The following is a 13716-nucleotide window of genomic DNA, read 5'->3' as shown; positions in this document are numbered from 1 at the left end:
TGTTCAGGCGCGCAGGAAGCGCTGCGGCCTGAACGGGTGCGGGTCGATGGCGCTCGGTTCGCCCAGCATCAGCTGCGCCAGCAACTCGCCGGTGCCCGGGCCGGTGGAAAAGCCGATGTGCTGGTGACCCAGCGCCAGCCACAGCGCCTCCTGCCCCGGGCATTCACCGATCATCGGCCTGCAGTCGGGCATGGTGGGGCGGCTGCCCAGCCAGTCGGGGTCGGAAGTGCGGTCACCCAGCGGCATCGCTTCCCGCGCAGTGCGTTCGGCCACCTCGAGTTGCGCCTGGTGGGGCGGCGCGAATTGCGCGTTCAGCTCGACACCCGTGGTCAGCCGCAGCCCCTGCGCCATCGGCGCCAGCACGTAGCCGCCAGCGGTGTCGTACACCGGCCGGCACAGCGCTGTGCCCTCGGCGGGGTGGAAGTGGCGGTGCTGGCCGCGCTCGAAGCCCATGGGCAGGCGCAGGCCGAACTGCCCGCGCAGGAAGTCGCGCGACCAGGGGCCAAGCGCCACCACCACATGGTCGGCTTCGAGCGGTGTGCCGCTGCGGGTGTGAACCGTCCAGCCGCCGCTGTGGCGATGCAGCCCGGTGGCCTCGTCCGTGCGCACCGCGCCGCCGAGCGCCTGGAGCCAGGCCGCATAGCTGCGCACCACCTCGCCGGGGCTGTCGACCGAGCTGGCGTCCTGCACCCACAGCGCGCGCGGGAACATTGGCTTCAGGTGGGGCTCCAGCTCGTGCAGCGCGGCCGCATCCAGCACGCGTGTGGCCACGCCGAAGCGCGCCAGCGTCTCGCGCCCGAAGGCGCCACTGTCGAAAGCGGCCTCGCTGCGGTAGAGAAACAGCCAGCCGTCGTCGCGGCGGCGGTGTGCGATGCCCGCCTCGGCCATCCAGCGCCGGTGGACGGTGCCGGAGTGGCGGATCAGCGCGTCCAGCGCGGTGGTGGTTTCCTGAAAGTCGGCAGCCCGCGCATGGCCCAGAAACGACAACCCCCAGCGCCACTGGCCCAGCACCCACGGCAGGTGGTAGCGAAAGCCCGGGTTTTTCCCGCGCAGCAGCGCCGGCAGCTGGGCCCACAGCCCTGGGTGGTTGAACGGCATCAGCGAACTGCGCGCCAGCACGCCCGCGTTGCCATGCGAGGTGGCGGCGCCGGGACCCAGCGGGTCGAGCACCGTGACGTCCATGGACCGCTGGCGCAGCGAGAGGGCACAGGCAATACCCACCATGCCGGCGCCCAGCACCACAGCGCGCTGCCCTGGTCTGGCCTGCGTCATGCTTCAATCACCTTCTTGTTGCTTCGGATGTGGACGCACAGCTTATCGCCATGAATGGTTCGGACAGCAGTGAAAAGGCCTTTCTCGGCGTGATCGTGCTCGACACGCGCTTCCCGCGTCCGCCCGGCGACATCGGCTGTCCGCAGACCTGGACGCGGGCCGGCATCCCGGCCCGGCTGCGTGTCGTGCCAGGGGCATCGGCACGGCGCGTGGTGCAGCAACAGGACCCGGCACTGCTCGGCCCGTTCATCGACGCGGCCCGCTCTCTGGCGGATGACGGTGCACGCCTGATCTCCACCAGCTGCGGTTTCCTCGCCGGGTGGCAGGCCGAACTGCAGGCCGTGGTCCCGGTGCCCGTGATCACCTCCAGCCTGCTGCAATGTGCCGACCTGCCCGCACCGGGCATCGTCACCTTTGACGCGGCCTCGCTGCACCCATCCCTGCTGCGCAAGGCCGGTGTGCCCGCCGGAACACCCGTGCAAGGCCTCGCTCCCGGCTGCGAGCTGCAATCGCGCATCCTCGCCGATGACTCGGTGCTGGACCTGGCGCAGGCGCAGCAAGATGTGGTGGCGGCGGCCATGAGGCTGGTGTCGCGGCACCCGCAGGTGCGGACCGTGGTGCTGGAGTGCACCAACATGCCGCCTTACCGTGCGGCCGTCGAAGCGGCGACCGGTCGGCCGGTACACGACCTGGAGACCTGGCTGCTGGCCGTCTGGCGCCGTGCTCAGAGTTCTTCGACGCGGCGAGCCGGGTAGCTGTCCCAGCTCTGGCAGCCCGGGCAGTGCCAGAAGTGCTGGCGTGCCTCGAAGCCGCAGGCGGCGCAGCGGTAGCGCTTGAGCGGAGCGGCCGCATGTTCGAGCGCCGCCTGGACCCGCTTCTGGGCAGCGGGGTCCGACAGGGTTTCGCCAGCCAGCCACTGGGTGGCCGCCACCAGGGAAGGTTCCCGCTCCAGGTGGCTGAGGTAGTGCCTCCGGGCCGCTGTCGCGCTGCCGCTGAGCGTGGCCAGCGCCTCGGTGATGTCCAGCGAGGGGCCGTGGGCCTGCGCCTCGTTGAGCAGGGCGATGGCTTCCTGCTGGCGCCCGGTGGCGATTGAAAGGTCGGCGATGGGTCGCGCCGCCAGCGGAAAGCCCTGCGGCGCATGGCGCACCAGTTGCAGCAGCGTGTCGAATGCACCCTTGGTGTCGCCCTGCTGCGCTTTCAGCGCCGACAGCGCCATCCAGCCGCGGACCATCTGCGGCGCGCGCTCCACCGCCTTGTTGAGCAGGCGCTGGGCCTCCGCGGCGTCCCCCTGGCTCATGGCCAGCTCGGCCTCTTCACAGAGGTAGTGCGCAAGGCGGGGCGTGAAGCTGCCCTGGTGGGTGTCCTCCAGGCGCTGGGCGAGGATCTGCGCCTGGGGCCAGTCGCGCGAGCGTTCGGCGATCGACAGCAGCGCCATCAGGGCTTCGCCCTCGTAGGCAGACCCTTCCAGCTTGTGCAGGGCGGACTCGGCACGGTCCAGCAGGCCCGCCTTGAGAAAGTCCAGCGCCAGCGCATGCTGGGCGCGGTCGCGGTCCTTGCGGCCGATGTCGGCGCGGGCCAGCAGGTGCTCGTGCACCCGCACGGCGCGGTCGTAGTCGCCGCGGCGGCGGAACAGGTTGCCCAGTGCGAAGTGCAGCTCGGCGGTGTCGGGGTCTCCTTGCACCGCCTCGATGAAGGCGTCGATGGCCTGGTCCTGCTGTTCGTTGAGCAGGTGGTTCAGGCCCCGGAAATAGGCCTTGGGCGTCTGGCGGCTTTCCATGCGCCACTGACGCAGGTCGAGGCGTGAGGCCAGCCATCCGAGTGCAAAGGCCAGGGGAAGGCCCCAGAGGAGCCAGGTCAGGTCAAGTTCCATTCGGGGGGCGGGACGCGGTGGACACTGCGTCCGGGACGGCAGGAGGCAAGGGTATGGGTGCGGTTGCCGGTCGGGCTGCTGAACGCCGACGCGCCCGCAGCCACAGCGGCAGCATCACCACCACACCCAGCACCACGCCCAGGAGCAAGGCGCACAGAAGAATCAGCACCAGCGGGGCCTGCCAGCGGGCTCCGAAGAACAGGTGCATGGTGACCGTGTCCTGATTGTTCAGCGCGAAGGCGAACAGAACAAAAAAAATGGCTGCATTGAGCAGCCACGTCAGGTATTTCAAATCATCCCCTCTGTGGTGGGACGATTGTAGCGATCAGGCCGTATTTTTCGGCTCTCGACCCAGGATCTCCGCCGTCTTGGCATCCACCTGCTCGCGCAGGGCTTTGCCAGGCTTGAAGTGGGGCACCCGCTTCTCGGGGATCATCACGCTCTCGCCCGAGCGCGGATTGCGTCCGATGCGGGGCGAGCGGCGGTTGACAGAGAAGCTGCCGAACCCGCGGATCTCGATCCGGTGGCCTTTCACCAGGGCATCGCCCATCGCGTCCAGGATCGCCTTGACAGCGAACTCTGCATCGCGGTGGGTGAGCTGGCCGAACCGGCTGGCCAGTGCTTCGACAAGGTCGCTGCGGGTCATGACTGAACTCGGGCGTTGGTGTGTCCGGAACAGCGCCGGGCCCTGCCGGTGCGTGAAGCACCGGCAGAAGCCTCAGGCTGGATCTCAGTTGTTGCTGTCCAGCTTGGCCTTGAGCAGGGCGCCCAGGTTGGTCGTACCGGCGTTGCCGGTGTTCTGGTTCAGGCTGGCCATGGCTTCGTTCTGGTCGGCCATGTCCTTGGCCTTGATCGACAGCTGGATGTTGCGGGTCTTGCGATCCACGTTCACCACCACGGCCGTGACTTCGTCGCCTTCCTTGAGCACGTTGCGGGCATCTTCCACGCGGTCGCGGGAGATTTCCGAGGCGCGCAGGTAGCCGATGACGTCTTCGCCCAGGTCGATCTCGGCGCCCTTGGCGTCCACAGTCTTGACCTTGCCGGTCACCACGGAGCCCTTGTCGTTGACCGACACGAAGGTGGTGAACGGGTCGCCGTCGAGCTGCTTGATGCCCAGGGAGATGCGCTCGCGCTCGACGTCGATGGCCAGCACGATGGCTTCGACTTCCTGGCCCTTCTTGAAGTTGCGCACGGCGGCTTCGCCCGGCTCGTTCCAGGACAGGTCGGACAGGTGCACCAGACCGTCGATACCGGCGGCCAGACCCACGAACACGCCGAAGTCGGTGATCGACTTGATCGGACCCTTGACGCGGTCGCCGCGCTTGGTCTGCTCGGCGAACTCGTGCCAGGGGTTGGCGCGGCACTGCTTCATGCCCAGGGAGATGCGACGCTTGTCTTCGTCGATGTCCAGCACCATGACTTCGACCTCATCACCCAGCGACACCAGCTTGGACGGGGCCACGTTCTTGTTGGTCCAGTCCATTTCGGAAACGTGCACCAGGCCTTCGATGCCGGGTTCGAGCTCCACGAACGCGCCGTAATCGGCGATGTTGGTGATCTTGCCGAACATGCGGGTACCTTGCGGGTAGCGGCGGGCCACGCCCATCCAGGGGTCGTCGCCCATCTGCTTCAGACCCAGCGAGACGCGGTGCTTCTCGGTGTCGAACTTCAGGATCTTGGCGGTGATTTCCTGGCCAGCCGTCACCACTTCGCTCGGGTGACGGACACGGCGCCATGCCATGTCGGTGATGTGCAGCAGGCCGTCGATGCCACCCAGGTCCACGAACGCACCGTATTCGGTGATGTTCTTGACCACGCCGTTGACGATGGCACCTTCCTTCAGGGTTTCCATCAGCTTGGCGCGCTCTTCGCCCATGGAGGCTTCCACCACAGCGCGGCGGCTCAGCACCACGTTGTTGCGCTTGCGGTCGAGCTTGATGACCTTGAATTCCAGGGTCTTGTTCTCGTAGGGGGTCAGGTCCTTGGTGGGACGGCTGTCGACCAGCGAGCCCGGCAGGAAGGCGCTGATGCCGTTGACCATGACCTTGAGGCCGCCCTTGACCTTGCTCGAGGTCGTGCCGGTGACGAACTCGCCGGACTCCAGGGCCTTTTCCAGGGCCATCCAGGAGGCCAGACGCTTGGCCTTGTCGCGCGACAGCAGGGTGTCGCCGAAGCCGTTTTCGACGGAGTCGATCGCCACGGACACGAAATCACCGACCTGGACTTCGAGTTCGCCCTGGTCGTTCTTGAATTCGTTCAGAGGCACGTAGGCTTCCGACTTCAGACCGGCGTTGACCACCACGTGGTTGTGCTCGATGCGCACGACTTCGGCGGTGATGACCTCACCCGAGCGCATTTCTGCGCGCTTCAGGGACTCTTCGAAGAGGGCGGCAAAAGATTCAGACATTGAATTTCCTATGACCACCTGGCGTCGGACAGCAGCAGCACCGAAGGAGGGTGCGCGAGGAATCGACGTGTGGGCGGCGTTGACGTTGCGGTGCGTGACACCGCGGGTTAAGTGAAAGAACCATGGGGCCTGCGGGCTGTGAACACCCGGCGGGGCCTTCTGGGCCATCGAAAAAGGCGGTTCAGTTGCCTGGAACCGCCGTTGTGCCTTGCCACCAGTCAAGAACCAGTTGCACCGAGGCTTCGATGCTCAGGTCCGAGTTGTCCAGCAACTGGGCGTCTTCCGCGGGCTTCAAGGGTGCGTGTGCACGGGACATGTCCCGGTGGTCGCGCGCCTTGAGGTCTGCCAAAAGGTCGTCGATGCTAGCAGAAATTCCCTTGGAAATCAATTGTTTATGGCGTCTCTGGGCCCGTTGTTCGGCGCTGGCGGTGAGGAACACCTTCAGGCCTGCGTCCGGGAAGATCACCGTGCCCATGTCGCGCCCATCGGCCACCAGCCCCGGCAGGCGCCGGAAGCTTTGCTGCAGGCCATGCAGCGCCGCCCTCACCGCCGGGTGCTGGGACACCCGGGAGGCCATGCCCCCGGTGGATTCCAGCCGCAACGGATCGGTGATGTCCCGGCCGGCAAGGTAGACCCGGTGATCGCGGAAGGCCAGGGGCAGATGGGCTGCCAGGCGGGCGAGGGCCGTTTCATCGTCCAGGTCCAGTCCGGCGTCCTGTGCGGCCAGGGCCGTGGCGCGGTACAGCGCGCCGGAGTCCAGCAGGTGAAAACCCAGTCGTCTGGCAACCTCGGAGGCCAGCGTGCCCTTGCCTGAGGCGGTAGGGCCATCAATGCAGATCACAGGGATGCGCGCCGCCGGTGTGGCACACAGCTCGAACAGGGTTTCGAAGTAGTCCGGGAAGGTCTTGGCCACGCACTTCGGGTCCTCGATGCGCACGGTGACGCCATCCGGATTGAAGGCGGCCAGCGAAAAGCACATGGCGACGCGGTGGTCGTCGTAGGTGTGGATGCTCGCACCCGTCCAGCGGGCGGGCGGCGTAATGCGGATGAAGTCTGCACCTTCCTCGACTGTCGCTCCCAGCTTGCGGCATTCGATGGCCATGGCCGCGATCCGGTCGGTTTCCTTGACGCGCCAGCTCGCGATGTTGCGCAGTGTGGTGGTGCCGTCGGCGTAAAGCGCCATCACCGCGAGCGTCATGGCGGCGTCGGGGATGTGGTTGCAGTCCAGGTCAATGGCCTTCAGGGGCCACTTGCCTCGCCGGATGTGCAGGCGGTTGGCTTCACCCGTCACCTCGGCACCCATCATCCGGGCCGCCTCGACGAACCGGATGTCGCCCTGTATCGACGACAGCCCCACGCCCTCGATGGTCACGCCATCTGTGCCCTCACGGGCAGGCGCCAGCGCACCCAGCGCGATGAAATAGCTCGCCGACGAGGCGTCTCCTTCGACGTGGACCAGCCCGGGCGACACATAGCGGCTGCCGGCGGGGATCGTGAATCGGGACCATTCGTCGCGCTGCACGTGCACACCAAACCGCTCCAGGAGGTTGAGCGTGATCTCTATGTAGGGCTTGGAAATCAGTTCGCCGACTACGTCGATTACCACCGGGCGCTCTCGCGCCACCAGCGGCAGGGCCAGCAGCAGCGCCGTGAGGAACTGGCTGGAAACGTCGCCCCGCACCCGGATGGGCTGGTCCAGACGAAGCACAGAAGGTGTGCCATTGCCCAGGCGCAGCGGCGGGTAACCCTCCTGACCGAGGCAGTCCACCGGGCAACCCAGCTGGCGCAGCGCGTCGACGAGGTCGCCGATGGGCCGCTCGTGCATGCGCGGGATGCCGCTCAGCTCGAAACACCCGCCCTGCTCGGCGGCCAGCAGCGCAAGCGCCGCGGTAAGTGGCCGCATGGCGGTGCCGGCATTGCCCAGGAACAGTGCGGCCCCTTTCACCGGCAGCTGACCGCCCAGACCGTGCACGCGCAGCAGGTTGTCGGGGCGCTGTTCAATGCGGCAACCCAATTGGTCCAAGGCGGCCAGCATGACGCGCGTGTCGTCCGAATCGAGCAGGTCGGCAATGTCGGTGTGGCCGGCGCTCAGGGCCGAGAGCAGCAGCACACGGTTGGAGATGCTCTTGGATCCGGGCAGGCGGACGGTGCCGCCCGCGCTGGCCAGAGGCGGGATGTCGAGATGGGCAATGGCGTACATGCGCTGGAGGAGGTCAGCTCTGGGGCTTGTGGGCGCTCATGCGCCACCGCGAGCGGGTCTGGCTGGCTTTGTCGATCAGTGCTTCGAGCGCGTCTGGATTGCCTGCAGCGATGGCGGACTCGAACGCGTGCAGAGCGCGCTGGAACTGTCGGGACTGTGCGATCAATTCCTCGCGGTTGGACAGCAGGATGTCGCGCCAGACGCTGGGGTCGCTGGCGGCGATCCGCGTGAAGTCGCGGAAACCGGGGCCGGCCAGGGCGAGGAACTGTTTGCCGTGCTCATGACCCGCGATGGCGTTCATGAGTGCAAACGCAATCATGTGCGGCAGGTGGCTGACCGCAGCGTAGGCGGCATCGTGTGCCTCGGGCGACATGCGCTGCACATGACAGCCCAGAGCCGCCCAGAGCTGGGCCGCCTTCTCCAGTTGAACTGTCTGGGTGCGTTCGATGGGGGTGAGGATGACCTGGCGGCCCTGGTACAAGTCCGCGTCGGCGTTCTCGACGCCCGCCAGCTCCTTGCCTGCGATCGGGTGCGCCGGCACGAACACGCCCACCTGATCCTTGAGCACGCGCCGTGCCGCGTCGATGACTTCCCGTTTGGTCGAACCCACATCCATCACCAGCGTGTCCTTGGTCAGCAGGTGGCGGATTGCCTTGAAGGTGGCTTCGGTTGCTGACACCGGAACGGCGACCAGCACCAGATCGGCGCCCGAGACGGCGAGCAGGGCGGAAGGCGCCTCAATGTCGATGACACCCATCTGGCGGGCGCGTTCGGTGGTGGATGGCGACTTGCTGTACCCGACGACACGCTTGACCAGCCCGGCCTTCTTCATGGCCAGCGCAAACGATCCACCCATCAGGCCGCAGCCGATCAGGCCCAGTTGTTCAAATTTGAGAGGAGGGGCGTTCATGTCATTCGCTGACCGGGTAGGCACCCAGCACCTTGTAGAACGCACACAGGCCCTGCAGCTCCTTCAGGGCTGCTGCCACGTTGGGCTGCGAGGGGTGACCCGCGAGGTCGATGTAGAAGTAGTACTCCCACTGGCCGGACTTGGCCGGGCGGGACTCGAACCGCGTCATGGAGACACCGTTGTTCTTCAGCGGCACCAGCAGGTCGTGCACCGCACCCGGGCGGTTCGGCACCGACACCACGAGGCTGGTGCAGTCGCGCCCGGAGGCGGGCGGCGTGGCCAGGGTCTGCGGCAGACAGATCACCAGGAAGCGTGTGCGGTTGTAGGCCTCGTCCTGGATGGCGTGCGAGACGATGTGCAGGCCGAACTGCGCCGCGGCGCGCTCGCTTGCAATCGCCGCCCAGGCCGGGTTGGTGGCAGCGAGCCGCGCGCCTTCTGCGTTGCTTGAAACGGCGCGCCGTTCTGCCCTGGGCAGGTGCTGTGTGAGCCAGCCCTGGCACTGGGCCAGCGCCTGTGGGTGGGCCAGCACCACCTCGACCGCGTCCAGGTTGTTCACCTGGCGCAGCAGGTTGTGGCGCACCAGCAGGCTGACTTCGCCCACCACGTGCACGGGTGAGCGCAGGAACAGGTCCAGCGAGCGCGCCACCACACCTTCCGTGGAGTTCTCGACGCCGACCACACCGAACTGGGCTGTGCCTGCGGCGGTCGCGTGGAACACCTCGTCGAAGCTGCTGCAGTAGATCAGGTTGGCGGCGCTGCCGAAGAACTCGATCGCGGCCTGTTCGGTGAACGTGCCTTCGGGGCCGAGCACGGCTACGCGCTGCGGGGCTTCCAGCGCCAGGCAGGCCGACATGATCTCGCGCCAGATGGACGCCACGTGCTGGTTCAGCAGCGGGCCCTGGTTGGCGTTCTGGATCTTGTCGATCACTTGGGCCACACGGTCAGGGCGGAAGAAGGGCGAGCCTTCGGCCCGTTTGATCTCGCCCACCTGTTCGGCGACACGGGCACGCTGGTTCAGCAGGGACAGCAGTTGCTGGTCGATGCTGTCGATCTGCACGCGCAGACCGGCGAGCGCTTCGGACTGAACGGGTTGCTGGCTCATGCGCAGGTCTTCTCGAAATCGCGCATGTAGTCCACCAGTGCCTGCACGCCCGCCAGTGGCATGGCGTTGTAGATGCTGGCACGCATGCCTCCCACCGACTTGTGGCCTTTGAGTTGCAGCAGGCCGCGCTCTTTCGCCCCCGCGAGGAAGGCATCGTTGCGGCTCTCGTCGCGCAGAAAGAAGGGCACGTTCATGCGAGAACGGCAGTCTCTGGCCACCTTGTTCACGTAGAACTGGGAATGGTCAATGAAGTTGTAGAGCAGGTTGGCTTTGCCCAAGTTGCGCGCCTCCATGGCGGCGATACCGGTGAAATCACCTTCCTTCTGGCGCTTGAGCCACTGGAACACGAGCCCGGCCATGTAGATGCTGTAGGTGGGCGGGGTGTTGTACATGGACGCGTTGTCGGCCACGACACGGTAGTCGAATGCGCTCGGGCAGATCGACAGGGCCTGGCCCAGCAGGTCCTCGCGCACCACCACCAGCGTCACACCCGCCGGACCGAGGTTCTTCTGAGCTCCACCGAAGGCCAGGCCCACGCGCGCCCAGTCCACCGGACGGGACGCAACGTGCGACGAAAAGTCGATCACCAACGGAGCATTGCTGCCCAGGGCCTTGAGATCGGGCAGCTCGTGAAACTCCACACCGTGGATGGTCTCGTTGCTGCAGATGTGCACATACTGTGCACCGGGGCTGATCTTCCAGCCAGCCGGGGCGGGCAGGGTGGTATGACCGTCGGCTTCATTGCTTGCGACAACGTTCGCGGTCGCGTACTTGCGGGCCTCCTTGGCCGACTTCTGGCTCCAGCCGCCGGTCACGACGAAGTCAACGGTGCCTCCGCGAGACAGGTTCATCGGCACGATCGCGTTTTCCGCCAGTCCCCCGCCCTGCATGAACAGGATGCGGAAGTGGGTTGGAACGGCGAGCAGTTCGCGCAGGTCGGCCTCGGCCTGCGCCGCGATGGACATGAACTCCTTGCCGCGGTGGCTCATCTCCATCACGCCCATGCCGGAACCATTCCAGTTCAGCATCTCGGCAGCGGCTTGTTGCAACACTTCTTCTGGAATCGCGGCCGGGCCGGCCGAGAAGTTGTAGGGGCGCTGGGTCATTCGGCGTCACCCGCCACGTCGTCGTTTCCTTCTGCTGCTTCGGGTGCATTGGCATCGTTTTCCACGATGCGCTGCAGACCCGACAGCTCGGCCCCTTCGTCCAGCGCGATCAGCGTCACACCCTGGGTGGCGCGGCCCATCTCGCGGATCTCGCTCACCCGGGTGCGCACCAGCACGCCCTTGTCGGTGATCAGCATGATCTCGTCATCGCTGTGCACCAGCGTGGCGGCCACGACCTTGCCGTTGCGCTCACTTTGCTGGATGGCGATCATGCCCTTGGTGCCGCGGCCGTGGCGGGTGTATTCGCCGATCGGCGTGCGTTTGCCGTACCCGTTGACCGTGGCGGTCAGCACACTCTGCTGTTCGTCCTCGGCCACCAGCATGGCGATCACGCTCTGGCCGTCTTCGATCATCATGCCGCGCACGCCGCGCGCATTGCGACCCATCGGGCGCACATCGTTTTCGTCGAACCGCACGGCCTTGCCACCGTCGCTGAACAGCATCACATCATGCTGACCGTCGGTCAGCGCCGCACCAATCAGGAAGTCGCCTTCGTCCAGGTCGACAGCGATGATGCCGGCCTTGCGCGGGTTGCTGAACTCGGTCAGCGCCGTCTTCTTGACCGTGCCCATGCTGGTGGCCATGAACACGTAGTGGTCCTCGGGGAAGCTGCGGAACTCGCCGGTCAGCGGCAGCACCACGTTGATCTTCTCGCCTTCCTGCAGCGGGAACATGTTGACGATCGGTCGGCCGCGCGAGCCGCGCGAGCCGGCGGGCACTTCCCAGACCTTGAGCCAGTAGAGCCGGCCGCGGTTGGAGAAGCACAGGATGTAGTCGTGCGTGTTGGCGATAAAGAGCTGGTCGATCCAGTCGTCTTCCTTGGTGGCGGTCGCCTGCTTGCCCCGGCCGCCGCGCTTCTGTGCGCGGTACTCGGACAGCGGCTGGCTCTTGATGTAGCCGCTGTGGGACAGCGTCACCACCATGTCGGTGGGCGTGATCAGGTCTTCTGTCGAGAGGTCCTGAGCGCTGTGCTCGATCTCGCTGCGGCGGGCGCCCAGCTTGGTCTGGCCGAACTCGTTCTTCACCGCCACCAGCTCTTCGCTGATGATGGTCGAGACGCGTTCGGGTTTGGCCAGGATGTCCAGCAGATCGTCGATCTCGGCCATCACATCCTTGTACTCGGCGACGATCTTGTCCTGCTCCAGCCCGGTCAGGCGCTGCAGGCGCATCTGCAGGATTTCCTGGGCCTGCGTTTCGCTCAGACGGTACAGGCCGTCGCCCTGCATGCCGAACTCACGTTCCAGGCCCTCGGGGCGGTAGTCGTCGGCGTTGACGGTGCCGCCGTCGGCCTTGGCGCGGGTGAGCATCTCGCGCACCAGCTGGCTGTCCCACGAGCGGGTCATCAGCTCGGCCTTGGCCACCGGTGGCGTGGGGCTCTCGCGGATGATCTTGATGAATTCGTCGATGTTGGCAAGAGCAACAGCCAGGCCTTCAAGCACGTGGCCGCGGTCGCGCGCCTTGCGCAGGTTGAAGACGGTGCGGCGGGTGACGACCTCGCGGCGGTGCTCCAGGAAGACGGTGATCAGATCCTTGAGATTGCACAGCTTGGGCTGACCGTCGATCAGCGCCACCATGTTGATGCCGAAGGTGTCCTGCAGCTGCGTCTGCTTGTACAGGTTGTTCAGCACTACCTCGGGCACTTCGCCGCGCTTGAGCTCGATCACCAGACGCATGCCAGACTTGTCCGACTCGTCCTGGATGTGGCTGATGCCTTCGAGCTTTTTCTCGTGCACCAGTTCGGCGATACGCTCCTGCAGCGTCTTCTTGTTGACCTGGTACGGGATCTCGTCAACGATGATCGCCTGGCGCTGGCCCTTGTCGATGTCCTCAAAATGCACCTTGGCGCGCATCACCACGCGGCCTCGGCCGGTGCGGTAGCCGTCCTTGACGCCGTTGATGCCGTAGATGATGCCGCCGGTGGGGAAGTCCGGTGCCGGGATGATCTCCATCAGCTCGTCGATGGAGCAGTCCGGGTTCTTCAGCGAATGCAGGCAGGCGTCCACCACCTCATTGAGGTTGTGCGGCGGGATGTTGGTGGCCATGCCGACCGCGATACCGCCCGAGCCGTTGACCAGCAGGTTGGGCAGGCGGGTCGGCAGCACCAGGGGCTCTTTTTCGGAGCCGTCGTAGTTCGGACCGAAATCCACCGTTTCCTTGTCGATGTCCGCGAGCATCTCGTGCGCGATCTTGGACATGCGGATTTCGGTGTAGCGCATGGCCGCGGCGTTGTCGCCATCCACCGAGCCAAAGTTGCCCTGACCGTCCACCAGCATGTGGCGCAGAGAGAAGTCCTGTGCCATGCGAACGATGGTGTCGTACACCGCGCTGTCGCCGTGCGGGTGGTATTTGCCGATGACGTCGCCAACGATGCGGGCCGACTTCTTGTATGGGCGGTTCCAGTCGTTGTTGAGCTCATGCATGGCATACAGCACGCGGCGATGCACAGGCTTGAGGCCGTCCCGGGCATCCGGCAAGGCGCGCCCCACGATCACGCTCATCGCGTAGTCGAGATAGCTGCGGCGCATTTCCTCTTCAAGGCTGATCGGCAGGGTTTCTTTGGCGAACTGGGTCATGAGCTTTGAAGGGGTCCGTGACGGAGAGGGAAAGCCAACAATTTTAGTTGACGGGTCGGGCTCAGGTCCGGACGGTGCCATGTTGTGTGTGGGCAACGTACCGACGGGCGTTGCGGGCGACCTTGTCCCCGCGCCGACCTTGGTATTCCAGAGGCTTGTGGCACAATGATTTGAGCGTTACAGGTGGTGGTCACCTCGAGCGCGTTCAATCAGAAA

Annotated in this window: 11 protein-coding genes; 1 reads left to right on the top strand and 10 read right to left on the bottom strand. The window is 65.9% G+C overall.

The window, feature by feature from the left end; translation table 11 throughout:
• Positions 1 to 3 precede the first annotated feature (3 nt).
• Complete coding sequence (locus BC358_RS06930) at positions 4 to 1272, bottom strand: FAD-binding oxidoreductase (protein ID WP_079365246.1); 1269 nt, start codon at positions 1270 to 1272, stop codon at positions 4 to 6.
• A 50-nt stretch (positions 1273 to 1322) separates the two neighbouring features.
• On the opposite strand from BC358_RS06930, the gene BC358_RS06925 reads away from it, so the two are divergent.
• Positions 1323 to 2027, top strand: a complete 705-nt coding sequence (locus tag BC358_RS06925; RefSeq protein ID WP_079365245.1) for a hypothetical protein — start codon at positions 1323 to 1325, stop codon at positions 2025 to 2027.
• On the opposite strand, the gene lapB is transcribed toward BC358_RS06925, so the two are convergent.
• The 9 genes from lapB to gyrA all read right to left on the bottom strand — a co-directional run bounded on the left by lapB (position 1997) and on the right by gyrA (position 13500).
• Positions 1997 to 3142 (bottom strand): lipopolysaccharide assembly protein LapB, encoded by a 1146-nt coding sequence (gene lapB, locus BC358_RS06920; RefSeq protein WP_066155772.1) that lies wholly within the window; start codon positions 3140 to 3142, stop codon positions 1997 to 1999. The genes BC358_RS06925 and lapB overlap by 31 nt on opposite strands.
• Entirely contained in the window at positions 3132 to 3434 is a 303-nt protein-coding gene (locus BC358_RS06915) for a lipopolysaccharide assembly protein LapA domain-containing protein (RefSeq protein WP_066155775.1), read from the bottom strand. Before BC358_RS06915 ends, lapB begins: the two co-directional genes overlap by 11 nt.
• Positions 3435 to 3467: 33 nt before the next feature.
• Positions 3468 to 3821 (bottom strand): integration host factor subunit beta, encoded by a 354-nt coding sequence (locus BC358_RS06910; protein ID WP_341785663.1) that lies wholly within the window; start codon positions 3819 to 3821, stop codon positions 3468 to 3470.
• A gap of 51 nt (positions 3822 to 3872) precedes the next feature.
• Positions 3873 to 5549 (bottom strand): 30S ribosomal protein S1, encoded by a 1677-nt coding sequence (rpsA, locus tag BC358_RS06905; RefSeq protein ID WP_066155779.1) that lies wholly within the window; start codon positions 5547 to 5549, stop codon positions 3873 to 3875.
• 181 nt (positions 5550 to 5730) lie between these two features.
• A complete protein-coding gene (locus tag BC358_RS06900; protein ID WP_079365244.1) occupies positions 5731 to 7749 on the bottom strand; it encodes a bifunctional 3-phosphoshikimate 1-carboxyvinyltransferase/cytidylate kinase in 2019 nt (672 codons plus the stop codon).
• Positions 7750 to 7762: 13 nt separating this feature from the next.
• Positions 7763 to 8659 carry a prephenate dehydrogenase/arogenate dehydrogenase family protein gene (locus BC358_RS06895; protein ID WP_066155785.1) on the bottom strand — a complete coding sequence of 299 codons (897 nt, stop codon included), beginning with the start codon at positions 8657 to 8659 and terminating at the stop codon, positions 7763 to 7765.
• A gap of 1 nt (position 8660) precedes the next feature.
• Positions 8661 to 9761 (bottom strand): prephenate dehydratase, encoded by a 1101-nt coding sequence (gene pheA / locus BC358_RS06890; RefSeq protein ID WP_066155788.1) that lies wholly within the window; start codon positions 9759 to 9761, stop codon positions 8661 to 8663.
• Positions 9758 to 10867, bottom strand: coding sequence for a 3-phosphoserine/phosphohydroxythreonine transaminase (gene serC, locus BC358_RS06885; protein ID WP_079365243.1), 1110 nt, complete (start codon positions 10865 to 10867; stop codon positions 9758 to 9760). The genes pheA and serC overlap by 4 nt, the downstream gene beginning before the upstream one ends.
• Positions 10864 to 13500, bottom strand: a complete 2637-nt coding sequence (gene gyrA, locus BC358_RS06880; RefSeq protein WP_079365242.1) for a DNA gyrase subunit A — start codon at positions 13498 to 13500, stop codon at positions 10864 to 10866. Before gyrA ends, serC begins: the two co-directional genes overlap by 4 nt.
• Between the last annotated feature and the right edge of the window lie 216 nt (positions 13501 to 13716).

The sequence above is a fragment of the Hydrogenophaga sp. H7 genome (genome assembly GCF_002025745.1).
In the GTDB taxonomy this organism is placed as follows: domain Bacteria; phylum Pseudomonadota; class Gammaproteobacteria; order Burkholderiales; family Burkholderiaceae_C; genus Hydrogenophaga; species Hydrogenophaga pseudoflava.
The sequence above is the reverse complement of the archived record's forward strand: the minus strand, read 5'-3'. Positions and strand labels throughout refer to the sequence as shown.